This is a genomic window from Streptomyces sp. RLA012 (genome assembly GCF_056270325.1).
Map to the genome: position 1 here is coordinate 6,557,263 of NZ_JBWDPA010000002.1, position 24,325 is coordinate 6,581,587.

Genomic DNA, 24,325 nt, shown 5'->3' on the forward strand with positions numbered 1-24,325 from the left:
CTTGCCCACCCGCACCGCCGATCCCGATGGAGGAGAGATCGTGAACGAGCCTGCGAAGTCGGGACCCGTGCCCGGCCATCTGCTGATCCCCTCGCTCTTCGCCGCCCAGGCCGCGCGCACGCCGGACGCCCCGGCCGTGCTGCGCGCCGACGGCGCCGCCGTCAGCTACGCCGAACTGGCCGACCTGGCGGGCCGGTTCGCCGCCCGGCTGCGGTCGGCCGGGGTGCGGCCCGGCGACTTCGTCGGGGTGTGCCTGCCCCGCCGCCCGGAACTGGTCGCCGCGTTCCTCGGGGTGTGGATCGCGGGCGGCGCCTATGTGCCGCTGGACCCCACTCACCCGGCGGCCCGGCTGGAAGCCGTCCTGGAGGACACCGGCTTCCCGCTGGTGCTCACCGAGCGCGGCACCGAGGACAAGCTGCCCGGTTCGGTGCGGCGGCTGCCCGTCGAGTCCGTCGCGAGCGAAGGGACGTACGAGGGCACGCGTGAAGGGACGTACGAGGGCACGCGTGAAGGGACGTACGAGGGCACGCGTGAAGGGACGTACGAGGGGGCGCGTGAAGGGGCGGACGGCGAGGCGTACGAGCGCGTCGAGTTCGTCGCCGACGGCGACCGGCCCGCCTACGTCCTGCACACCTCGGGCTCCACCGGCCGCCCCAAGGGCGTGCTCGTGCCGCACGGCGGGATCGCCAACCGGGTGCGCTGGCTGGCACACCGGCACCGGGTCGGCGCGGGCGACCGGATGCTGCTGAAGACCACCGTCGGCTTCGACGCCGTCGGCCTGGAACTCTTCTCCCCGCTGATCGCGGGCGCCGCCGTGGTGCTCGCCCCCGAGGGCGCCGAACGCGACCCGGCGGCCCTGCTGCGCACGGTCGGCGACCACGGCATCACGATCCTTCAGGGCGTGCCCTCCGTCTACCGCAGGCTCGTCGAGGAGCCCGGCTGGGAGCGCACCGGCACCCTGCGGCTGCTGTTCAGCGCCGGTGAGCCGCTGCACGCGGAGCTGTGCCGGGCGCTGTACGAGCGGGCCCCCGGCGCCGAGATCTGGAACACCTACGGCCCCACCGAGGCGTCCGTCGACATCACCGAGCACCGCTGGAACCCGGAGCAGGACACCGGCGCCGTCCCCATCGGCCGCCCGATCGGCAACATGCGCGTCGTCGTCCTCGACCCGGCGGGCCGGCCGGTCCCGGCCGGGGTCCCGGGCGAACTGCACGCCGGTGGCGTCGGGCTGGCCCTCGGCTACCTGGGCCGCCCCGGCCAGACCGCCGAACGCTTCCGGCCCGACCCGCACCGCGCGGGCGGCCGTCTGTACGCCACCGGTGACCGCGCCCGCTGGCGGGCCGACGGCACCCTGGAGTACCTGGGCCGCCTCGACCACCAGGTCAAGGTCAACGGCGTGCGCATCGAGCCCGGCGAGGTCGAGGCCGCGCTCGCCGCCCACCCGTGGGTACGGGCCGCCGTCGCCGCCGCGGTGCCCGACGGCAGCGGTGGACACCGGCTGGTCGCCTGGGTGCAGTCGCGCGGCGAGGAGCTGCGCCCCGAGGAACTGCGCGCCTTCCTGCGCCGCTCGCTCCCGGACCCGCTGATCCCCACCGCGTACGTGCCGGTGGCCGAGTTCCCGCACACCCCGAACGGCAAGATCGACCGGTCCGCGCTGCCCGACCCGGCCGCCGCGGGCGCCGAGGCCGCGCACGTCCCGGTCCGCAACCCCGCCGAGCGCGCCGTCGCGGAGGAGTGGGCCCGGCTGACCGGCACCCCCGCCGCCGAGATCGGCGCCACCCACGACTTCTTCCAGCTCGGCGGCTCCTCGCTGATGCTCAACCGGCTCGCGGCCAGCCTCTCCCAGGCCGCCGGACGGCAGATAGCGGCGACCGTGCTGCTCACCGCCACCACCGTGGAGGCCCAGGCCGCGCTGCTCACCGGCGCCGGGCGCGCGGCGGACACCGCCGCGCCCGAGGAGGCCGTACGGCCGGTCGACCGCGACCCGCGCGGGCTGCCGCTCTCGCCCGGTCAGCAGAGCATGTGGCTGCTCGACCGGCTGCGCCCGGGCAGCGCCGAGTGGAACGCGCCGGTCTTCCTCACCCTGCCCGCCGAGTACACCGACACCACCGTGCGCCGGGCCCTGACCGCGCTCGCCGAGCGCCACGAGATCCTGCGCACCCGCTATGTCCTGCGCGGCGCCGAGCCGGTGCAGATCGCCGACCTGAAGTCCGAGTGGGAGCTGCGTACCGCGCGCGCCGACAGCGCACAGGAGCTCAACCGGCTGGTGGAGGAGGAGTTCGCGCTCCCCTTCGACCTGGAGCACGGACCGGTGCGGCGCGCCCTGGTGGTCCGCGGCCGCGGCGCGCTGAACCTCGTCCTGAGCATCCACCACATCGCCTGCGACGGCTGGTCCTCGGTCATCCTGGAACGCGACCTCAAGGCCCTCGCCGAGGCCGCCCACACCGGCACCGACGCCCACCTGCCCGCACTGCCGGTGCAGTACGCCGACCACGCCGTCCACCAGCGGCGCCGGCTCACCGACCGCTTCCTCGGCGGGGAACTCGCCCACTGGAAGGAGGCCCTGGACGGCCTGGTCCCGGTGGACCTGCCCGCCGACCGGCGCCGCCCGGCCACCCGGGACGCGGCCGGCGCGGCCCATGTGTTCACCGTGCCCGCGCCGCTCGCCGAGAAGGTCGCCGCGCTCGGCCGCGGCAGCGGGGCGACCCTGCAGCAGACCCTGCTGACCGCGTTCGCCGCGCTGGTCGCCCGCTTCACCGGCAGCTGGGACATCCCCGTGGGCGTGCCCGTCGCGGGACGAGGGCGCCCCGAGGCCGCCGAGGTCGTGGGCTACTTCCTCAACACGCTGGTACTGCGCTGCGACGCGCCCGGCGACACCCCGTTCCAGGAGGCGCTGGTCCGGGTGCGGGACACCGCCCGCACGGCCTTCGCCCACCAGGAACTCCCCTTCGACCGCCTGGTCGAGGAGCTGGACGACACCCGCGACCCGGCGCGCACCCCGCTCTACCAGGTGATGTTCGACGTCCACGACGAGGGCCGCACCGGCACCGCCGTCGACGCCGACGACGTGGCCGCCTTCCGCGACGCCTGGCGCACCGCCCGCACCGACCTGACCTTCGTGCTCCAGCGCCGCCCCGACGGCTCGCTGCTCGGCCTCGCCGAGTACGCGACCGCCCTGTTCGACGCGGCCACCGTCGAGCGGTTCGCGGACTGCTGGATCCGGCTCCTGGAGTCGGTCACCGCCGACCCCGCGCGCCGGCTGGCCGACGCCGACATCCTGCCCGCGCCGCTGCGCGCCGAACTCCTCGGCCGCGGCCCCGGCCGCCCGGAACCCGGCACCGGGGAGGCCTTCGGCTCCACCGTGCACGCGGCGATCGCCGAGTCGGCCCGCCGCACGCCGGGCGACACGGCCGTCGTCTGCGGGGGCGAGAGCTGGTCGTACGAGCGCCTGGAACACCGCGCGGAGACCTTCGCCCGACGGCTGCGGGAGCTGGGCGCGGGCCCGGACTCCGTGGTCGCGGTGCTGCTCGGCCGCACCCCCGACCTCATCGCCGCGTTCCTCGGCACCTGGAAGGCGGGCGCCGCGTATGTGCCGCTGGACCCGGCCGCCCCGGACGAGCGCGTCGCGCACGTCCTCGCGGACTCCTCGGCCCGGGTGCTGATCAGCGACTCGGCGGGCGCCGACCGGTTCGCGGACCGCTTCGAGGGGCCGGTGCTGGCCGTCGACACGGACCCGGTACTCGCCGCCGAAACGGACGCGATACCCGCCGTGGGTACGGACGCGACGCCCGCCGTCGACACGGCCGCGGGGGCCGTCGTCGGCACGGGGAACGCGCCGGTGGCACCCGCGGAGCCGGTAGCTCCGGTGGCCCCGGTAGCTCCGGTGCCTCCGGTGGCGCCGCTCGACGACGACCCCGCCCGGCTCGCCTATCTGATGTACACCTCCGGCTCGACCGGGCGGCCCAAGGGCGTCGCCGTGGAACACCGCTCACTGCTGGCGATGCTGCGGGCCTCGCAGGCCCACCTCGACTTCGGGCAGGGCCCGGACGACGCCTGGCTGGCGCTCGCCCAGGTCACCTTCGACATCTCCGCCACGGAGCTGTTCGTACCACTGCTGGCCGGCGGCCGGGTGGTGCTCGCCCAGGAGCGGGAGCAGCACGACCACGCCGCCCAGCTGCGGCTGATCGACGAGTACGAGGTCTCGCATCTCCAGGTCGCCCCGCCGCACTGGCAGATGCTCATCGACGCGGGGCTCGGCCGCCGCCCGATCGTCGGCCAGACCGGCGGCGAACCCTGCCCGCCCGCGCTGGCCCGCGAGCTCTCCCGCCGTCTGATGCGGTTCATCAACGAGTACGGGCTCACCGAGACGACCATCGCCGCCACCCGCTGGGACGCCGACGACACCGCCGCCGACGTGCCGGTCGGCCACCCCTACCCGCATGTGACGGTGTACGTCCTCGACGAGCAGCTGCGGCCCGTGCCGTACGGCGTCACCGGCGAACTGTGCGTCGGCGGCGGCGGACTGGCCCGCGGCTACCACGGCCGCCCCGACCTCACCGCGGCCGCGTTCGTGCCCGACCCGTACGGGCCCGCCGGGTCGCGCCTCTACCGCACCGGCGACCGGGCCAGGATGCGGCCGGACGGCACCCTGGAGTTCGCCGGGCGCGCCGACGGACAGGTCAAGATCCGTGGCCGCCGGGTGGAGACCGGCGAGGTGCAGAGCGTGCTCGTGGAGCACCCGGCCGTCGCCCAGGCCTTCGTCCTGGTGCACGGGGAAGGGCCCGAGGCCGCGCTCGTCGGCTACTGGACACCCGCGCCGGGCGCCGCGACCCCGACCGACGGGGAACTCCTCGACCACTGCGCCCGCCGGCTGCCCGACTACATGCTGCCCGCCCTGCTCGTGGGCCTGCAGACGCTGCCCCTGACCCGCCACAACAAGGTCGACACGGCCGCGCTGCCGGTGCCCGACCTCGCCGCGGCGCTCGCCGACGAGCCGTACACCGCGCCCGAGGGCCCGGTCGAGGAGATCCTCGCCGAGATCTGGGCCGAGGTGCTGTACGGCGACGCCACCCGCCAGGTCGGGGCCCGCCAGGGCTTCTTCCGGATCGGCGGCAACTCGGTCCGCGCGGCCCGGGTCGTGGCCCGCGTCCAGGAGGAGTTCGACGTGGAGCTGCCGCTGCGCGCCGTCTTCGAGCGGCCCACCGTGCGCGGGCTCGCCGCCGCCGTGGAAGAGGCCGTACGTGCCGAGATCGCTTCGCTCACCGAGGCCGAACTGGCCCTCGCTCACCGGGAGTTCCAGTCGTGACCGCACCCACCGCACCCACTCAGGAAGATCTGCGGGCCGAACTGCTGCGCCGCCGCCTCGCCGCCTCCGGCCGGCGCGACGCGAAGCCGGCCGCCCGCACCGCGATACCGCGCGCCGACCGCACCGCCCCGCTCGTGCTGTCCGCCGGGCAGCGCCAGCTCTGGTTCCTGCACCAGCTCGACCCGGACAGCCCCGAGTACCTGCTGCCGATGGTGTACCGGCTGCACGGACCCCTCGACACCACCGCCCTGCGCCGCGCCTTCGACGCCCTCGCCGCCCGCCACGAGATCCTGCGCACCCGCTACGTCCTCGACGGCCCCGAGCCCCGCCAGGCCGTCGACCCGGCGGGTCCGGTGGACTTCACGGTGACCGAGGAGACGGACGGGTACGCCGAGGAAGCGGCAGCGGCCGCCGCCGCGGTCGCCTTCGCCGAGGAGCAGGCCGCGCTCCCCATCGACCTCGCCACCCGACACCCCTTGCGTGTACGTGTGCTGCGGCTCGCACCCGACGATCACGTGCTCGTCGCCGTGGTGCACCACATCGCGTGCGACGCCATGACCCGGCCGCTGCTCCTGGAGGACCTCGCCGCGCTGTACGCGGCCGTGGTCGAGGGGCGCGACCCGGCCGGCGCGCTGCCGGAACCGCCCGTGCAGTACGCCGACTACGCCGCCTGGCTCACCGCCCGGGCCGCCGGGCCCGCGTTCGACGCGGGGCTGGCCTGGTGGCGCGAGCGGCTCGGCGGGCTGACCCCGCTGGGGCTGCCCACCGACCGGCCGCGCCCCGCCGTGCGGGACTGGAGCGGGGCCGTCGCCCACTTCGACGTGGCCGCGCCCGTCGCCGAACGGCTGCGCTCGCTGGCCCGGGACACCGGCGCCACCCCGTTCATGGCGCTGCTCGGCGCCTGGCAGCTGCTGCTCGGCCGGTACACCGGCACCCAGGACGTGTGCGTCGGCACCGCGGTCTCCGGCCGCACCCGGCCCGAGCTGCACCGCATGGCCGGGTACGCGTACAACACCCTGGCCCTGCGCGGCACCTGGCGGGCGGACGCGCCCTTCCGGTCGTTCCTCGCGGACAGCCGTACCGCCGTCCTGGACGCCTTCGACCACCAGCACATCCCGTTCGACAGGGTCGCCGACGAGCTGGAGCCGGAGCGGGACCTGTCCACCACCCCGGTCTTCCAGGTGATGTTCGACCTGGTCGGCGAGGAGAGCGGGCAGAGTGGGGGGAGCGGGAAGAGCGGGAAGAGCGGGCGGAGCGGGAAGAGCGAGCGGAGCGGGGAGGGCGGGGCGGGGCCGCGGCTGCCCGGCGTGCGCGTGGCGCCGGTGGCGGCCGGCAGCCGTATCGCCCGCTTCGACCTGACCCTGCACCTCACCGAGCGGGCGGACGGCTCGCTGCACGGCAGCCTGGAGTACGCCACCGCGCTCTTCGACACCGCCACCGCCGAGCGGATCACCGGCCACTACACGGCGCTGCTCGCCGCGATCGCCGAGGCCCCCGACCTCCCGGTGGCCGACCTGGACCTCCTCGGCGCCGAGGAGCGGGCCCTGCTCCTGGACGGCCCGGCCGTCCCCGTCGGCACCGGCCGGCCGCTGGACCTCGCCGAGCTGCGCCCGGTCTTCGAGACGATCGCCGAACAGATGGCGGCCACCCCGGACGCGCCCGCGATCCGGCACGGCGGCACCACCGTCAGCTACGCCGAACTCGACGCGCGGGCCGACCGGTTCGCCCGCAGGCTGGCGGCCCTCGGCGCCCGCCCCGAGACCACCGTGGGCGTCCTGCTCGACCGGAGCCCGGAGCTGGTCGCCGTGCTGCTCGGCATCTGGCGGGCGGGCGCCGCGTACGTCCCGATCGACCCCGCCTACCCGGACGACCGCATCGCCTACATGCTCGAATCGACCGCCACCGAACTGGTCGTCACCGAGTCCGGCCACGCCGGCCGCTTCGAAGGCTTCGAAGGCTCCGAAGGCTCCGAAGGGGTCGAGGGGGTCGAGGGGTCCGAGGAGTCCGACGGAGTGCGCCGGATCGTCGTCGTCGTCGACGACGCCGCCGAGCGGGCCGCGATCGAGGCCGCCGACGCCGAGCTGCCCGCCACCCACGACCTGGACCGGCTCGCGTACGTCATCTACACCTCCGGCTCGACCGGCCGTCCCAAGGGCGTCCTGGTCGGCCACCGAGGACTCGCCAACTACCTGGGCTGGACCGTCCAGGCGTACGCGGGAACGGGCGACGACGGCGGAACGGGTGGCGGGGAAACGGGTGGCGGGGGAGCGCCGCTGTTCTCCTCCGTCGCCTTCGACCTCGGCGTGCCCGATCTGTACGCGCCGCTGATGACCGGGCAGCCGGTCCATCTGCTGCCGCAGGGCTTCGACACCGCCGACCTCGGCGAGCTGCTCGCGGCCGGGGGACCGTACTCCTTCATCAAGCTGACCCCCGGTCACCTCGACCTGCTCACCCGGCAGTTGGGGGACGAGCAGATCCGGGATCTGGCCGGGCTCGTCATCGCGGCCGGGGACTCCTTCACCGCCCGGCTCGCCGGTCGGTGGGCGGCGGCCGCCGGGCCGCAGGGTACGCGGCTCGCCGCCGAGTACGGGCCCACCGAGATCACCGTGGGCAACTCGGCGTACTTCGTCGACGGGCCCGTCGACACCGAGCTGGTCTCCATCGGGCGCGCCATCCCGCACACCACGATGTACGTCCTCGACGAGCGGCTGCGCCCGCTGCCCATCGGGGTGGGCGGCGAGGTGTGGATCGGCGGCGTCGGACTGGCCCGCGGCTACGCGGGGCGCCCGGACCTGACGGCCGAGCGGTTCCTGCCCGACCCGTACGGCCCGCCCGGCAGCCGTCTGTACCGCACCGGCGACCTGGCCAGGGTGCTGCCCGACGGCAACCTCGACTTCCTCGCCCGCGTCGACCATCAGGTCAAACTGCGCGGCTACCGCATCGAACCCGGCGAGATCGAGACCGCGCTCACCGCGCACCCGTCCGTCGCCGAGGCCGTCTCCCTGGTCCGTGAGGACACCCCCGGCGACCAGCAGCTCGTCGCCTACCTGGTGCCCGCGCCGGACGCCGACGAGGAGGCGCTCGCCCCGGCGGCGCTGCGCGAGCACCTCGGCGCGACCCTGCCGCCGTACATGATCCCCTCGGCCTACCTGCGGCTGGACGCGCTGCCGCTGACCGCCAACGGCAAGCTGGACCGGCGCGCGCTGCCCGCTCCCGGGCGGGCGGCCACCGCGGTCGGCGAGCACGTCGAGGCCCGCGACGAGGACGAGCGGGCGATGGCCGCCGTCTGGGCCGAGGTGCTCGGCCTGGACACGGTCGGCGTGCACGACAACTTCTTCGACCTCGGCGGCGACTCGCTGCGCGCGGTCGGCCTGGTGGGCGCCCTGCGCGCGGCCGGCTGGGAGACGTCCGTCCGGGACGTCTTCGAGCACCGGACCGTGGCCCGGCTGCGTGCCACCGTCGAACGGACCGGCGGCGACGGCGGTGACGGCGACGGGGCCGGGGCCGGTGTCCGGCGCGGACCCGTCGAGCGGTTCGCGCTGATCGGCGGCGAGGACCGGGCCGCACTGCCCGCCGACGTCACCGACGCCTACCCGGTCTCCCGCATCCAGGCCGGAATGCTCGTCGAGATGCACGGCGGCAGCGGCGAGAACCGCTACCACAACATCACCTCCTTCCGGATCCGCGACGAGCTGCCCTTCGACCCGGCCGCGTTCCAGCGCGCCGCCGACCTGATCGTCGAGCGGCACGAGGTGATGCGTACCTCCTTCGCCCTGTCCGGCTACACCCAGCCGCTGCAGTTCGTGCACGCCGCGTCCCGGATGCCCGTCGTCCACGAGGACCTGCGGCAGCTGCCCGAGGAGCGGCGCCAGCAGGCCCTGTGGGACTTCGCCGACCGGGACCGGGCCGAGCTGTTCGACCTCGCCGCCGCGCCGCTGATGCGGATGGCGGTGCACCTGCTGGACGACGAGAGCTGGTGGCTGTCCATCACCGAGTGCCACCCCGTCATCGAGGGCTGGAGCTACCACTCCCAGCTGATGGAGATGCTGCGCGCCTACCACGAGCTCAGCCGGGGCCGCGAGCCCGCCGCGGCGCCGCCCGTGCCGGCTGTCCGCTACGCCGACTTCATCGCCGGGGAGCTGCGCTCGCTCGCCGACCCCGCCGACCGCGCCTTCTGGCGCGGGATCGTCGAGGGGCACGAGAAGTTCACCGTGCCCGCGGGCTGGGCGGGCGACCCGGACGGCCCCGACGAGCGCTACCGCCTCGACATCCCGCTCGGCGGCCTCGAACCCGGCCTGCGCGCCCTGGGCTCCGCCGCCGAGGTCCCGTACAAGAGCGTGCTGCACGCCGCGCACAGCAAGGTGCTGTCGCTGCTGACCCGGGCCCGTGCCTTCCGCGGCGGCATGGTCGCCGACGCCCGCCCCGAGGAGGCCGGCGCGGAGACCGTGTCCGGGATGTACCTCAACTCGGTGCCCTTCCCGTACGAGCGGTCCGCGCGGACCTGGGGCGAGCTGGCCCGGCAGGTGTTCGCCCACGAGGTCGCGCTGTGGCCGCACCGCCGCTACCCGATGCCCGCGATGCGGGAGCCGGGCGGCGAACGGCACCTGATCGACGTGCTCTTCCACTACCTGGACTTCCACCAGGTCGACACCGAGCTCATCGACATCATGGCCAGCCGCGACGACAGCCCCAACGAGTTCCCCGTGGTCGTCGGCACCCCCGTCCGCGGCCACCTCTCGCTCGCCTCCCGCACCCGCACCCTGTCCCGGGCCGCCGCCGACCGGCTGGCCGGGCTGTACCGGGCGGTGCTGACCGAGATGGCGGGCGCGGGCGCCGAGGGCGACTGCACCGGCGCCTTCCCCGACACCTACGAGCGGGCCCGGCTCAAGGCGCCCGCGCTGCCGCACCCCGACACCCCCGCCGACGCCCTGACCGCCTTCGAGACACAGGCCGCCCGCACCCCGTGGGCGCCCGCGCTGCACGGTGACGGCTTCCAGGTCTCGTACGGCGAACTCGACACCCGCGCCAACCGGATCGCCCGCGGGCTGCGTGCCCTCGGCGCCGGCCCGGAGACCCGGGTGGCGGTCCTCCTCGACCGCGGCCCCGACCTGGTCGCCGCACTGCTCGGGGTGTGGAAGGCGGGCGCCACGCAGGTGCCGCTCGACCCGTGCACGCCCGACGCGCGGCTGCACGCCGTGCACGCCCGGCTCGCGGTGACGCAGGCCGCGTACGCGGACCGGCTCGCCGTCGACGGCGTACTCCTCGCCGAGGAGGCCGCCTGCGACGGCGACGGCAGCCCGCTCGGCGTACCGCACCACCCCGACCGGCTCGCCTACGTCCTGCACACCTCCGGCTCCACCGGCACCCCCAAGGGCGTCGAGATCTCGCACCGGGCGCTGGCGCACTACCTGGACTGGGCGGTACGCGAGTACGCGGCCCTCGGGCGCGGCGGAGCCCCGTGGTTCACGCCCGTCGGCTTCGACCTCGGGATGCCCGCGCTGTACGCGCCGCTGATGACCGGACAGCCCGTGCACGTGCTGCCGCAGACGTACGAGACGGCCGAGTTCGGACCGCTGCTGCTGCGCGCCGCGCCCTACTCCTTCATCGGTCTGACCCCCGGTCACCTGGCCCTGCTCGAACACCAGTTGAGTGACGGTCAGCTCGCCTCGCTGGCCGCGGTCGCGGTCTGCGCCGGGGACGCCTACCCCGCCGCCCAGGCGGACCGGGTGGCCGCGCGGATCCGGGCCGGCGGCTCGGGCATGGCGCTCGGCGCCGAGTACGGGCCGACCGAGGCCACCGTCGCCGCCACCTTCGGATGGGTCCGCGAGCGCTCCGGGCGCACCCTCGTGCCGCTCGGCTCCGCCCTGCCCGGCGTCCTGGTGCGCGTCCTCGACGAACGGCTGCGGCCCGTCCCGGACGGCATCACCGGCGAGGTCTGGCTCGGCGGCGACGGGCTCGCCCGCGGCTACTCCGGGCGCCCCGACCTGACCGCGCTCGCCTTCCTGCCCGACCCGTACGGACTGCCCGGCACCCGTCTCTACCGCACCGGCGACCTCGCCCGGCGGCTGCCCGGCGGCCTCCTGGAGTTCGCCGGACGCGCCGACGACCAGGTCAAGATCCGCGGCCACCGCGTCGAGCCCGGCGAGGCCGAGGCCGCGCTCGCCGCCGACCCCGCCGTACGGGAGGCGCTGGTCACCGCGGTCGAGGCGGCCGACGGCGGGAAACGGCTGGCCGCCTGGGTGGTGCCCGCCGACGGCCACACCGGCACCGGCACCGGCACCGGCACCGGCACCGGCACCGGCACCATCGACATAGCGGCCCTGCGGGACCGGCTGCGCGCGGTCGTGCCCGCCGCGGTCGTCCCCGCGAGCGTGGCCGTCGTCGCCGAACTGCCGCTCACCACCCACGGCAAACGCGACCGCGGCGCCCTCCTCACCCGCGAGGCGACCGGCGCCGCCCGGCCCTACGCGCCACCGCGCACCGCCACCGAGCACACGCTCGCCGCGGTCTGGGCCGAGGTGCTCGGCCTCGAACGGGTCGGCGTCCACGACGACTTCCGCGACCTCGGCGGCGACTCCCTGCTCGTCCCGCCGCTGCTGGTCGCCGCCCGCGGCGCCGGACTCGCCCTCGACCTCGGCACGGCACTGCGCCACCACACCGTCGCGCAGCTCGCCGCGGCCCTCGACCACTCCGCCAACCGCGTCACCCGCCAGGAAGGCTGAACCCCATGGACGTCCTCCGGGACGAGCGCCGTGTGCGCCATGTCATCTCCATCGACGACCTCACCGACCAGGAACTGCGCCGCGTCGTGGAGCGCGGTGCCGACTTCTCCGCCGGACTCGCCGGCCCCGTACGCCCCCTGGAGGGTCTGGTCGCGGGCGTCTACTTCGCCAAGACCTCCACCCGGACCCGCACCGCGTTCTCCTCCGGCGCGCTGCGCCTGGGCGCCTCCCTCGTCTCGTACGGGCCGGGCGACCTCCAGCTCAACACCGGCGAGACCACCGAGGACACCGGCCGCGTGCTGTCCGGCATGCTCGACCTGCTGGTCGCCCGCACCGCCGGGCCCGAGGCCGAACTGCGCGGCTGGGCCGGCCAGCACCGGATGGCCGTCGTCAACGCCATGAGCGCCGCGGAACACCCCACCCAGGCCCTCACCGACCTCACCACCCTGCTGCGCCACTTCGGCCGGATCGAGGGGCTGCGCGTCCTGTACGTCGGCGAGGGCAACAACACCGCGGCGGCCCTCGCGCTCGCGCTGAGCCGCTTCGAGGGCGTCGACCTCGAACTGCGCACCCCGCCCGGCTACGGCCTCAGCCCCTCCGTCGCCGCCCGGGCCCGCGCGTCCGCCGCCCGCACGGGGGCCAGGATCACCGAACGCCACGACATGACCGGCACGGACGGCACGACCGGCGCGTACGACGTCATCTACACCACCCGCTGGCAGACCACCGGCACCACCAAACCGGACCCCGACTGGCGTGACCTCTTCGCCCCGTTCCAGGTCGGCTCCGCGCTGTGGCGGAGCAGCCCGCGCGCGGTCTTCATGCACGACCTGCCCGCGCACCGCGGCGACGAGGTCACCGCCGAGGTCCTGGACGGCCCGATGAGCATCGCGTTCGCCCAGGCCACCAACAAGATGCACAGCGCCATGGCGGTGCTGGAGCACGCGTACGCACCGCTCGCCGCGAAGACCCTCCAGGCCACGCGATGACCAGGGCCGCGCAGCGCCCCACCGATCCGTCGGAGGTGCCGTGGCTGCTGGCGGAGGAGGAGCGGACGGCCACCGCCACCGCAACCGCGACCATGACCGAGAGTGGGGCTGCGACCGTGACGGCAACCGCGGAGGACCTGGCCGAGCCCGACGACGTCATGGCCGAGCCCGTCGTGGAAGGCCCGTCCGCCGCGGTTCCGCTGCGGCGCAACCGGGACTTCCGGCTGCTGTGGGGCGGCGCCGGGCTTTCGTTGCTCGCCGGGCGGGCCACCGCCGTGGCGTATCCGCTGACCGTGCTGTGGGCGACCGGGTCACCGGCCGACGCCGGCCTGGTCGGAACGGCGCTGCTGCTGCCGCAACTGCTGGTGCAGCTGCCCGGCGGTGTGCTGGTGGACCGCTGGGACCGGCGCCGGATCATGGTGGGGGCCGGGCTCGGCCAGGCCCTCGTCGCGGGCCTGGTGTTCGCCCTGCTGCTCAGCGGCCACATCTGGCTGTGGGCGCTGCTCGCCGCCGCCTTCGCCGAGGGCACGCTCGGTGTGCTGCACCAGCTCGCCGAGCGGGCCGCGGTGCCCTCCGTGGTCCCGACCGAGCAGTTGCCCGCCGCGCTCACCGGCAACGAGGCCCGCACCCGCGGCGCCGCCATCGCCGGGCAGCCGCTCGGCAGCGGCCTCGTCGCGCTGGCCACCGCACTGCCCTACGGCGCCGCGGCCCTCGCCCAACTGGCCTCCGCGTTCTGCCTGTTCGGCGTCCGCGGCAAGCTCCAGCAACAGCGCACCGGTCCGCCCGCCCGGCTGGGCACCGAGATCCGCGAGGGCCTGGTGTGGATGTGGCGCCAGCCCTTCCTACGGGCCGTGATGACCGCGGTCGCCGTCACCAACGTCCTCTTCCAGGGCCTCAACCTGGCCGTGATGACGGGCATCCAGGAAGCGCACGGCAGCCAGTTCCAGATCGGCGTGGTGCTCTCGCTGAGCGGCGCCGGCGGGCTGGTCGGCGCGCTCACCGGCGGCTGGTGGAACACCCGCTGCACCCTGCGCGCCCTCGTCCTCGGCGGCCTGCTCGCCTGGACCGTCCTGATGGTCCCGGTCGCCGCGGCCCTGCACGCCCCCGTGCTGCTCGGCGCGCTGCTCGCGGCCAGCGGCTATGTCGGCGGCGTCTTCAACGTGGCCGGCGGTGTCCTGCTCGTGCGCGCCGCCCCGGACCGGCTGCGCGGCCGCGCCAACTCCCTCGCCAACCTGGTCGGTTCGGGCGCCATGGCGGCCGGGCCGGTCGCCGCGGGCTTCCTCCTGGAGGGCGTCGGCGCGATCCGCACCGTGCTGGCCCTGAGCACCGTCATGGCGCTCACGGCGCTCGTCGCCGTCGTCTCCCCCGGCCTGCGCAAGGCCCCCTATCCCACCCTCGATCCCGCCCCTGATTCCGCCCCTGATTCCGCCCCTGATTCCGCCCCTGATTCCGCCCCTGAGAACAAGTCCTGACCTGCGCTTTTGCGGTATAGGTCGCCGATAGGGGCGTACGCGAAAGTCGTAACACAGGAAAGCTCCGCCGAAACGCACACCGCCATAAACCAGTACACCCTCGTACAACCCTTAGGAGAACCCATGTCGCTCAACACCATGGACCGGAGGAGCGCGCTGCGGGCCGCCCTCGGAGTGGCCGGAGCGGCCGCCGCGGCCTCGCTGGTCGGTGCCGTCCCGGCGGAGGCCCACGGCCGCCATCACCCCTTGCTGCCGGATGTGCCGGGCATGGTCGGCGACCGCTGGGCGAACGAGTTCTGGTACCAGTACGACGAGATCTCGTACTTCACCCCGACCCAGGAGATGAAGGACGCGGTGGCCGCCATCGTCACCCCCTTCGGCGGCTTCACCAAGATCTACGACGCCTGGACCGCCACCCGCCAGGGCGGCCGCTACCCGCGCAGCTACCTGGAGCTGATCAAGCCCAACAAGGACGCCTTCGAGGTGCTCTCGCGCAACCAGCGCGCGGTCTTCGACCAGTACTACGGCCACGACCCGCGCGGACTGGTCTTCGCCTTCCAGGAGTTCGGCCAGGGCACGCTGTTCGACCCGCGCCGCCCGGCCGGCCAGAAGGTCCACATGATGAACTACACGCCGCCGGAGCCCACCCACGCCTACCACCGCTGGCACCCGTTCCTCGCCGGGTTCGTGCTGCTGGGCATCGAGAAGAAGTGGTGGACCCACATCAACCGGCTGGCCGGCACCGCCTGGGAGCTGCAGTCCCTCGCCCAGCCGATCACCGACCTCAGCACCAACCCGCACCTGCCGCGCCACACCGTCCGGCACATCACCGCCAAGTGGCTGCGCCGCGACCGCGCCGAGCTCGACGCGGCGTTCGACGTCTCGCCGTTCCCGGCCGACCTCGGCAAGTAGTCCGCCGACCTCGGCAAGTGGTCCGGCCGACCTCGGCAAGTGGTCCGGCCGACCTCGGCAAGTGGTCCGGCCGACCTCGGCAAGTAGTGCGACGGCCCTCCCGAAGCAGCCCGGCAGTCCTCCCTTCTGTCCTTCCGCAAACGCACCACCCGTCCCAGGAGGCATGTTCACCATGCAGGACACCGCCCGATCCCTCGGAACCACTCCTCGCGTCGGCGTGTGGCTGATCGGCGCCCGGGGCTCGGTCGCCACCACCGTGATCGTGGGCGCGGCCGCCATCGGCGCGGGCATCGCCTCCGCGAACGGATGCGTCACCGAATCCCCCGTGTTCCGTGACGCGTCCCTGCCGGCCCTCGCCGATCTCGTCTTCGGCGGCCACGACATCGTCGATGTGCCGCTGACGGCGAGGGCCGGCCACCTGACCGAGGCAGGCGTGCTGCCCGTCGGCCTGGCCGACCGGGTCCGGCCCGCCCTCGACGCCGCCGACCGGGAGATCCGCGACGGCTCGCCGCTGCCGGGCGAGGCGCAGTACACGGCGGCCCGCAGGCTCGCCGCGGACATCGCCGACTTCCGGGAGCGCGGCGGCCTGGAGCAGGTCGTCGTCGTCAACGTCTCCTCCACCGAACCGCTGCCCGAGCCCGACCCCGCCTTCCTCGACCTCGCCGACCTCGACAAGGCGATGGCGGCCGCCACCGACCTGCTGCCGCCGAGCTCCCTGTACGCGTACGCCGCGTTCCACGCCGGCTGCGCCTACGTCAACTTCACCCCGTCCGCCGGGGCCGCGCTGCCCGCCCTCGAAGAGCTCGCCCGGCTGCGCGGGGTCCCGCACGCGGGCCGTGACGGCAAGACCGGCGAGACGCTGGTCAAGAGCGCGCTCGCGCCGATGTTCACCCAGCGGGCGCTGCGGGTGCGCTCCTGGTCCGGCACCAACCTGCTCGGCGGCGGGGACGGCGCCACCCTCGCCGACCCGGCCGCCGCGCGCAGCAAGACCGAGTCCAAGCAGCGCAGCCTGGAGGAGACCGTCGGACACCCCGTCGAGGGGCATGTGCACATCGACAACGTGCCCGAGATGGGGGAGTGGAAGACCGCCTGGGACCACATCTCCTTCGAGGGGTTCCTCGGTGTCCGGATGTCCCTGCAGTTCACCTGGCAGGGCTGCGACTCGGCGCTGGCCGCGCCGCTCGTCCTGGACCTGGCGCGGCTGGCCGCGCTGGGGCGGCGGCGCGGGGAGAGCGGGGCGCTGCCCGCGCTCGGCTTCTTCTTCAAGGACCCGGCCGGCTCCAACGAGCACAACCTGACCCTGCAGTACGGCGCCCTCACCGCGTGGGCCGGCGCCGCCGCGCCCGCGCGGCTGCCCGAGGCGGCCCGATGACCACCGTGACCGGGGTCCGCCCCGAGCGGCCCACCGCCCCGGCCGCCTCGACACCCCGCCCGCGCCCCGGCCGGCGCTCGCTCGCCGACCTGGCCCGCACCGCCCGCGACACGGCGGCGGCGTGCCGGGCGGCGGCGAACGCGGCGACGACGGCGTTCCGCGAGGCACGGGCACCGCGGGCGCCCCGGGCTCCCTGGGCACACGAGGCTCCGCCGGGGGCGCGGCCCGAGAACGACACCGGCCGCCCGAACGACACCGGCCGCCCGATCGAGACGGGCCGCCCGTACGACACCGGCTACCGGCCCCGTTCCGTCGCCGTGCGGCAACAGGCGCGGGCCGTGGCCGAGTTGGTGCGGGCGCCCGCCGCGCTCACCGTGCCCGGTGACGTACTGGCCGGCGCGCTCGCCGCGGGGCGGCCCGCCGGAGGGCGCACGCTGCTGCTCGCCGCGTCGTCCGTCAGCCTGTACTGGGCCGGCATGGCCCTCAACGACTGGGCCGACCGCGAGGAGGACGCGCGCGAACGCCCGCAGCGGCCCGTGCCGTCCGGCCGGATCGGCGCGGGCACGGCGCTGGGCATCGCCGCCGGGCTCACCGCCGCGGGCCTCGGCCTGGGCGCCCTGGCCGGTGGACGGCGGGTGCTGCTGCGGCGCACCCTGCCGCTGGCCGCCGCCGTGTGGGCGTACGACCTCGGTCTGAAGCGGACGCCGCTGGGGCCCGTCGCGATGGCGGCGGCCCGCGCCCTCGACGTGCTGCACGGCACCGGCCCCGACCCGGCCGGTCCCGCGCTGCGCGCCGCGGTCACGGTGGGCACCCACACCTGGGCGGTGACACGTCTCAGCCGCCACGAGGTGGCGGGCGACGCGGGCCGCGAGCCCCTGGTGTCCCTGGCGACCACGGCCGCGGTGACGCTGGCCGCGGTGGCTTCGGCCGTACGGTTGCCCGGCTCCGGCGCCCGGTTCCTCGACAGCGCCCTGGCCACGCGCCGGATGCCCGGCGGTACGGCGCCCCCGCGCGACCGTACGAACGGGCCGTCGGCCGGGGTACCGCTCGCCGTGACTGTTGTCGCCGCCCTCGGGTACGCGATGACCTGCGCCCGCGCCCAGTGGACCGCCCTGCGGGAGCCGGCCGCCGGGTCCGTCCGGGCGGCCGTGGGCACCGGGATCCACGCCCTGCTGCCGCTGCAGGCCGCGCTGCTCGCGCGGGCCGGGGGCACCCGGCTCGCCGTCCTCGTCGCCGCGGGGCTGCCGCAGGTCGGGCGGCTCGCAAGGAAGGTGTCCTCGACATGACCTCGACCACCGCCGGGGCCCCGCGCCCGCGTTTCGCGTACGGCACCAACGGATTCGCCGACCACCGGCTCACCGACGCGCTCGGGGTCCTCGCCGACCTCGGTTACGACGGCGTGGCCCTCACCCTCGACCACCAGCACCTCGACCCGTACGCGCCCGGCCTCGCGGCCCGCGTCCGGGAGACCGCCAGGGCACTGCGGCGGACCGGACTCGCCGTGGTCGTGGAGACCGGCGCCCGGTATCTCCTCGACCCGATGCGCAAGCACCGGCCCACCCTGCTGAGCGCCGAACCCGAGGGCCGCGCCGCCCGCCAGGAGCTGCTGCGCCGGGCGATCGGCATCGGCGCCGAACTCGGTGCGGAGGCCGTGCACTTCTGGAGTGGTACCCCCGATCCGGGCACGACCCGGCGGGAGGCGTGGCAGCGGCTGGAGGAGGGCTGCGCGGCGGCCGTCGTGGACGCCGGGCGGGCCGGGATCGACCTGGCCTTCGAGCCCGAGCCCGGCATGCTCGTGGAAGACCTCGCGGGCTACCGCGGGCTGCTGCGGGCGCTCGGTACGCCGGACCGGTTCCGGCTGACCCTGGACATCGGGCACTGCCGGTGCCTGGAGCCGTACCCGGTGGCGCGCTGCGTCGAACTGGCCGCCGACCGGCTCGCCCATGTGCAGATCGAGGACATGCGCCGCGGGGTGCACGAACACCTCCCGTTCGGGGAGGGCGAGATCGACTTCCCGCCGGTGCTGGACGCGCTGCGCACGGCCGGCTACCAGGGTCTGGTCTCCGTCGAGCTCCCCCGGCACAGCCACGCGGCCACCGCCACGGCCCGCCACAGCATCGAGTTCCTGCGCGCGGCGGCCACCACGCCGAGCGCCCCGCCCGCCTCGTCCGGTCCCGCGGCAACCCCGCCCCGGGCGGCGGTCCCACCCGTACCCCGAGCCCACGGACAACACCCCCCGCGGCGCCCTGCCCGGCTGCCCGCCGAGGCCCACTCGAAGGAGGTCGTCACGACATGACCGCAACCACGCTGGCGCAGGTGTCCGGGGCCGTACACGACGCCCTGACCCTGCGCACCCTCAAGGAGTCCCTGCTCTCCGTGCTCACGCAGGACCAGCGGGCCCGGCTGGCCCAGGACACCGCGGCCGTCGCCGCGGCGGGCCCGGCGGCGCTCGACAGCCGGTTCCCGGCGGCCGGGCGGTACTACGGTCGCGGCCCGCTGCCCGGCTGGGCGGACTGGAGCGTGGAGGACGCCGTCCGCGCCGTCCTGCTGATCCGGCTGCCGCTGCACGGCGCGGAGCTGGCCGCCGAGGCCGCCGCCCGCTACGACGGCGGGGACGCGGCCGAACGCCGGGGCGTGCTGCGCGCGCTGCCGTTCCTGCCGGTCGGGGACGCCGCGCTGGCGCTCACCGACGACGCCCTGCGCACCAACGACAACCGGCTGATCGCGGCCGCGCTGGGCCCGTACGCGCGCGCCCACCTGGACCAGTACCGCTGGCGCCAGGCCGTCCTGAAATGCCTGTTCACCGGTATTCCGCTGCACAAGGTGGCCGGGATCGACGAGCGCCGCGACGTCGAACTCGCCCGCATGGCACAGGGGTTCGCCATCGAGCGGCGGGCCGCCGGACGCCCGGTGCCGGCGGACCTGTGGCTCGTGGCCACTCTCGTCGCCCCCCACGAAGACTGACCGACGTAACCCACCCCCGAGCGGAGCCCGGCCATGCGCATCTTCGATCCACACATCCACATGACGTCCCGTACGACGGACGACTACAGGGCGATGCACGCCGCCGGCGTGCGCGCGGTGGTCGAGCCCGCGTTCTGGCTGGGCCAGCCCCGTACCTCCCCGGCCAGCTTCACCGACTACTTCGACTCGCTGCTGGGCTGGGAGCCCTACCGGGCCGCCCAGTTCGGCATCCGCCACCACTGCACGGTCGGCCTCAACCCCAAGGAGGCGAACGACCCGCGCTGCCTGCCCGTCCTGGAGCAGCTGCCGCGCTACCTCGCCAAGGACGGCGTCGTCGCGGTCGGCGAGATCGGCTACGACACCGTGACCGAGGCCGAGGACCAGGCGTTCGCCGCGCAGCTCGCGCTGGCCGTGGAGTTCGGGCTGCCCGCGCTGGTGCACACCCCGCACCGGGACAAGGCCGGCGGTACGACCCGCTCCCTGGACGTCGTACGGGAGTCCGGCATCGACCCCGCCTTCGTCGTCCTGGACCACCTCAACGAGGTGACCGTCGGCGAGGTCGTCGGCACCGGCTGCTGGATGGGCTTCTCCATCTACCCCGACACCAAGATGACCCCCGAGCGCATGGTCGCCGTGCTCCAGCGCTACGGCACCGAGCGGATCCTGGTCAACTCGGCCGCCGACTGGGGCCACAGCGACCCGCTGCTGACCCGGGCCACCGCCGAGGCGATGCTCGCCGCCGGCTTCGACGAGAACGACGTGGACCGGGTGCTGTGGCGCAACCCGGTCACCTTCTACGGCCAGTCCGGGCGACTCGACCTCGACGGCTACAACGACATCCAGGCCGCCGGTCTGTTCGCGGGCAACTCCATCGCCCGCGGCGGGAGCTGAGGACCCCTCATGCGTTTTCGACACCCTGACGGCACCGCCGTCCACCTCGCCTACTGCACCAATGTGCACCCGGCCGAGACCCTCGACGGCATCATCGCCCAGCTCGCCGCGTACGCCGAGCCGGTGCGCGTCGCGGTCGGCGCCGGGCTGATCGGCATCGGGCTGTGGCTGCCCGCCGAGACGGCGGGCGCGCTCGCCGCCGACCCCGCGGCCGTGGCCCGGCTGCGCCGCGAACTGACCACGCGCGGTCTGGAGACGGTCACCCTCAACGGGTTCCCCTACCGCGGTTTCCACGCGCCCGTCGTCAAACGGGCCGTGTACTACCCGGACTGGTCGGAGCCCGCCCGCCTCGAATACACCCTCGACCTGGCCCGGGTGCTCGCCGGGCTGCTCCCCGACGACACCCGCAGCGGCTCGGTCTCCACCCTGCCGCTGGCCTGGCGCACCGTGTGGACCTCCGCGCAGCGCGTCGCGGCCGCCCGCCAGCTGGACGCGCTCGCCGAGGGGCTCAAGCAGATCGCGGCCGACACCGGCAGGTCGGTGCGGGTCGGCATCGAGCCCGAGCCGGGCTGTGTCGCCGAGACCACCGAGCAGGCCGTCGAGGTGCTGGCCGGCACCGACCCCGAGTGGATCGGGGTCTGCCTGGACGCCTGCCACCTCGCGGTCGCCCACGAGGAGCCGCGCGCCGCGCTGGCCCGGCTGCACGAGGCCCGGATCCCCGTGGTCAAGGTCCAGGCGTCCACGGCCCTGGAGGTCGCCGACCCCGCCGACCCGTCCGTACGGGAGCTGCTCGCGCCGTTCGCGGAGCCGCGCTTCCTGCACCAGACCCGGGAACGCGGCGCCGACGGCACCCTGCTGGCCAGCGACGACCTCGGGGCGGCGCTCGGCGGCGCGCTGCCCGGCCGGGCACCCTGGCGGATCCACTACCACGTACCCCTGCACGAGCAGCCCCGGCCGCCGCTGTCCAGCACCCGTCCGGTGCTGCGGGAGACCCTGCGGGCGCTGTTCGGCGGGGAGCGGGCGGTCACCCACCACGTCGAGGTGGAGACCTACACCTGGTCGGTGCTGCCCGGCCACCACGACGAGACCCTCGCGGCCGGCCTGGCCGCCGAACTGACCTGGATGAGCGCGGAGTTGACGGACCTCGGACTGCGCAGGGAAACGCCGTGAGCGGCTCTCGCGCCGGGAACGCCGGGAACGCCGGGAACGCCGGGAACGCCGGGAACGCCGGGAACGCCGGGAACGCCGGGAACGCCGGGAACGCCGGGAACACCGGGAACGCCGGGAACAAGGTGGCCGTGCTGTGCACGGTCGGGCTGACCCGGCGGCTGCTGGACGAGATGCCGCACGTACGGGCCGTCGGCGAGCAGGGCTTCACCGCCCGCCTGGACACGGTCTTCCCGGCCGTCACCGCCACCGTGCAGGCCACCCTCACCACCGGGCTGCTGCCGCGCGAGCACGGGGCGGTGGCCAACGGCTGGTACCACCGCGACCACGGCGAGGTGATGATGTGGCGCCAGCACAACGCGCTGGTGCACGGCGAGAAGGTGTGGCAGGCCGCCCGGCGGCGCGACCCCGGACACTCCACCGCCTACCTGTGCTGGTGGTGGGCGATGGGCGCCGAGGTCGACACCGTGCTGACCCCCAGGCCCGTCTACCACCACGACGGCCGCAAGTCCCCCGACTGCTACACCGTGCCCGCCTCCCTGCGCGACGAACTGACCGCCGCGCAGGGCGAGTTCCCGCTCTTCCAGTACTGGGGGCCGACCGCCTCCATCGCCTCCACCCGGTGGATCGCGGGCGCCGCCCGGTACGTCGTCGACCGGCGCCGCCCCGACCTCTCCTTCGTCTATGTCCCCCATCTCGACTACGACCTCCAGCGCTACGGCCCCGACAGCCCGCAGGCCGTGCGGGCGGCCCGGGACGCGGACGCGGCGCTCGCCCCGCTCCTCGACGACCTGCGTGCACGCGGTACGACGGTGGTCGCGCTCAGCGAGTACGGCATCACCCCGGTGCGCCGGCCCGTCGACCTCAACCGCGCGCTGCGCCGCGAGGGCCTGCTGTCCGTGTACACCCAGCGCGGCATGGAGTACCTGGACGCCCCCACCTCACGGGCGTTCGCCGTCGCCGACCACCAGGCCGCGCACGTGTACGTCGCCGATCCCGCCGATGTGCCGCGGGTGCGGGACGTGCTCAAGAGCGTGCCGGGCGTCGACGAGATCTGGGACCGCACCCAGCAGGCGGACCACGGCATCGACCACGCCAACTCCGGTGAGCTGGTGGCGGTCTCGGAGCCGGACGCCTGGTTCACCTACTACTACTGGCTCGACGACGACAAGGCGCCCGACTTCGCGCGCGGCGTCGACATCCACCGCAAGCCGGGCTACGACCCCGCCGAGCTGTTCTTCGACCCGTCGATCCCGGCGGTCAAGGCGAAGGCGGCGTGGACCGTGCTGCGCAAGAAGGCCGGGATGCGCGCACCGCTGACGGTGGTGCCGCTGGACCCCGGCATGGTCAGGGGCAGCCATGGACGGCTGCCCTCCGACGACCGGGACGGGCCGCTGCTGCTGTGCTCGGACCCGGTCCAGGAACGGGACCGCTACCACGCCACCGAGGTCAAGGAGCTTCTCCTGCGCCTCAACGGACTGGCCTGAGACCGGCCGTGACGAGGAGAGAGGAGGAAAGATGGCAACGCGATCGGTTCCGACCGCCGAACACATCGACCACGCGGCGGACATTGGTGAGGTGTACCTGCCCGAAGCGGCACGGGATGTGGTGGCGCGACTACGGCGGAGCGGCCAGGCCCATGTGTGGTGGTGGCGGCTGCACGACACGGCCGATCCGGCGGACTTCGCGCTGCTGGACGAGGCGGAACGGGCCCGTGCCCGGCGGTTCCACGCCGCCCGGGACGCGGCGGCCTTCGCCACCACGCGGGCCGGTGCGCGCCGCGCGGTGGCCGGGCTGCTGGGTGTGGCCGCCGAGGCCGTCCGCTTCGGGCGTCGCATCTGCCCGGGCTGCGGTGACGCCGAACACGGGCCGCCCGCCGTCGTGCGGCCCCCGGTCCCGCTGGCGATCAGCCTCTCCCGCACCGCGGGCTGCGGTGTCCTCGCGGTGCGGGCCGGTGACTGGGTGGGCGTCGACGTCGAGGAGTACCGGCCGGTGGAGTCCGAGGCGCTGGCCGAGCTGGTGCTGACACCGAACGAGTGCGAGAGCCTGTTCGCCCTGCCGGAGGGCCCGGTGCGCAACCGGGTCTTCCACCGGGCCTGGACCAGGAAGGAGGCGGTGGTCAAGGCCGTCGGCCTCGGACTGATGGGCATGCCCCTGAACACCCTCGACGTCCATCCCACGTCGCCGGGACCACTCCTCGTGGACCACGTCCACGAGGGCCGTACGACCCGCTGGCACGTGGAGGACCTGACCCTGCCCGGCCCCTGGTCCACGTCCCTGGCCCGCCCCGCGACGGCGGCACCCCTGGGCGCGGTCCATCTGCACCCACCGGCCTGAGGGCCCTGAGGGCCCTGAGGCCCGACGGCACCACCGCACCGCCGTAACACCGCACCACCGCACCACCGCACCGAGCTCGGGCTCGTCGGCGACATCCCCCGTCGGTCGGTGAGCCCGTTGCCGGGCGCCGGCGACCACCCCCTGGTTTCCGGACCCGGTTCGTCCTCGGGGGTCGCACCCCGACCCCCGAGGGA

13 protein-coding genes are annotated in these 24,325 nt (G+C 75.1%); all 13 read left to right on the plus strand.

Annotated features, from left to right (window positions below):
• Positions 1-40 precede the first annotated feature (40 nt).
• The 13 genes from RV986_RS30165 (at position 41) to RV986_RS30225 (ending at position 24,131) form a co-directional block, all read left to right on the plus strand.
• Positions 41-5,305, plus strand: a complete 5,265-nt coding sequence (locus RV986_RS30165; protein WP_475920405.1) for an amino acid adenylation domain-containing protein — start codon at positions 41-43, stop codon at positions 5,303-5,305.
• Positions 5,302-12,027 carry an amino acid adenylation domain-containing protein gene (locus RV986_RS30170; protein WP_475920406.1) on the plus strand — a complete coding sequence of 2,242 codons (6,726 nt, stop codon included), beginning with the start codon at positions 5,302-5,304 and terminating at the stop codon, positions 12,025-12,027. Before RV986_RS30165 ends, RV986_RS30170 begins: the two co-directional genes overlap by 4 nt.
• Before the next feature lie 5 nt (positions 12,028-12,032).
• Positions 12,033-13,016 carry an ornithine carbamoyltransferase gene (locus RV986_RS30175; protein WP_475920407.1) on the plus strand — a complete coding sequence of 328 codons (984 nt, stop codon included), beginning with the start codon at positions 12,033-12,035 and terminating at the stop codon, positions 13,014-13,016.
• The gene (locus RV986_RS30180) at positions 13,013-14,488 is read left to right on the plus strand and encodes an MFS transporter (RefSeq protein ID WP_475920408.1); all 1,476 of its coding nucleotides are present in this window, start codon (positions 13,013-13,015) and stop codon (positions 14,486-14,488) included. The genes RV986_RS30175 and RV986_RS30180 overlap by 4 nt, the downstream gene beginning before the upstream one ends.
• A gap of 123 nt (positions 14,489-14,611) precedes the next feature.
• A complete protein-coding gene (locus tag RV986_RS30185) occupies positions 14,612-15,400 on the plus strand; it encodes a Tat pathway signal sequence domain protein (protein WP_475920409.1) in 789 nt (262 codons plus the stop codon).
• A 172-nt stretch (positions 15,401-15,572) separates the two neighbouring features.
• Positions 15,573-16,772 carry an inositol-3-phosphate synthase gene (locus tag RV986_RS30190; protein WP_475924479.1) on the plus strand — a complete coding sequence of 400 codons (1,200 nt, stop codon included), beginning with the start codon at positions 15,573-15,575 and terminating at the stop codon, positions 16,770-16,772.
• Positions 16,769-18,058, plus strand: a complete 1,290-nt coding sequence (locus RV986_RS30195; protein WP_475920410.1) for an SCO3242 family prenyltransferase — start codon at positions 16,769-16,771, stop codon at positions 18,056-18,058. The genes RV986_RS30190 and RV986_RS30195 overlap by 4 nt, the downstream gene beginning before the upstream one ends.
• Positions 18,055-19,068 carry a sugar phosphate isomerase/epimerase family protein gene (locus RV986_RS30200; RefSeq protein WP_475920411.1) on the plus strand — a complete coding sequence of 338 codons (1,014 nt, stop codon included), beginning with the start codon at positions 18,055-18,057 and terminating at the stop codon, positions 19,066-19,068. Before RV986_RS30195 ends, RV986_RS30200 begins: the two co-directional genes overlap by 4 nt.
• Entirely contained in the window at positions 19,065-19,736 is a 672-nt protein-coding gene (locus RV986_RS30205) for an EboA domain-containing protein (RefSeq protein WP_475920412.1), read from the plus strand. Before RV986_RS30200 ends, RV986_RS30205 begins: the two co-directional genes overlap by 4 nt.
• A gap of 33 nt (positions 19,737-19,769) precedes the next feature.
• Positions 19,770-20,627 carry a TatD family hydrolase gene (locus tag RV986_RS30210; protein WP_475920413.1) on the plus strand — a complete coding sequence of 286 codons (858 nt, stop codon included), beginning with the start codon at positions 19,770-19,772 and terminating at the stop codon, positions 20,625-20,627.
• A gap of 9 nt (positions 20,628-20,636) precedes the next feature.
• Positions 20,637-21,797 (plus strand): metabolite traffic protein EboE, encoded by a 1,161-nt coding sequence (gene eboE / locus RV986_RS30215; protein ID WP_475920414.1) that lies wholly within the window; start codon positions 20,637-20,639, stop codon positions 21,795-21,797.
• Between the two features lie 128 nt (positions 21,798-21,925).
• On the plus strand, positions 21,926-23,281 hold the full coding sequence (locus RV986_RS30220) for an alkaline phosphatase family protein (protein ID WP_475924480.1): 1,356 nt from the start codon (positions 21,926-21,928) through the stop codon (positions 23,279-23,281).
• 31 nt (positions 23,282-23,312) lie between these two features.
• Entirely contained in the window at positions 23,313-24,131 is an 819-nt protein-coding gene (locus RV986_RS30225; protein ID WP_475920415.1) for a 4'-phosphopantetheinyl transferase family protein, read from the plus strand.
• Positions 24,132-24,325 lie beyond the last annotated feature (194 nt).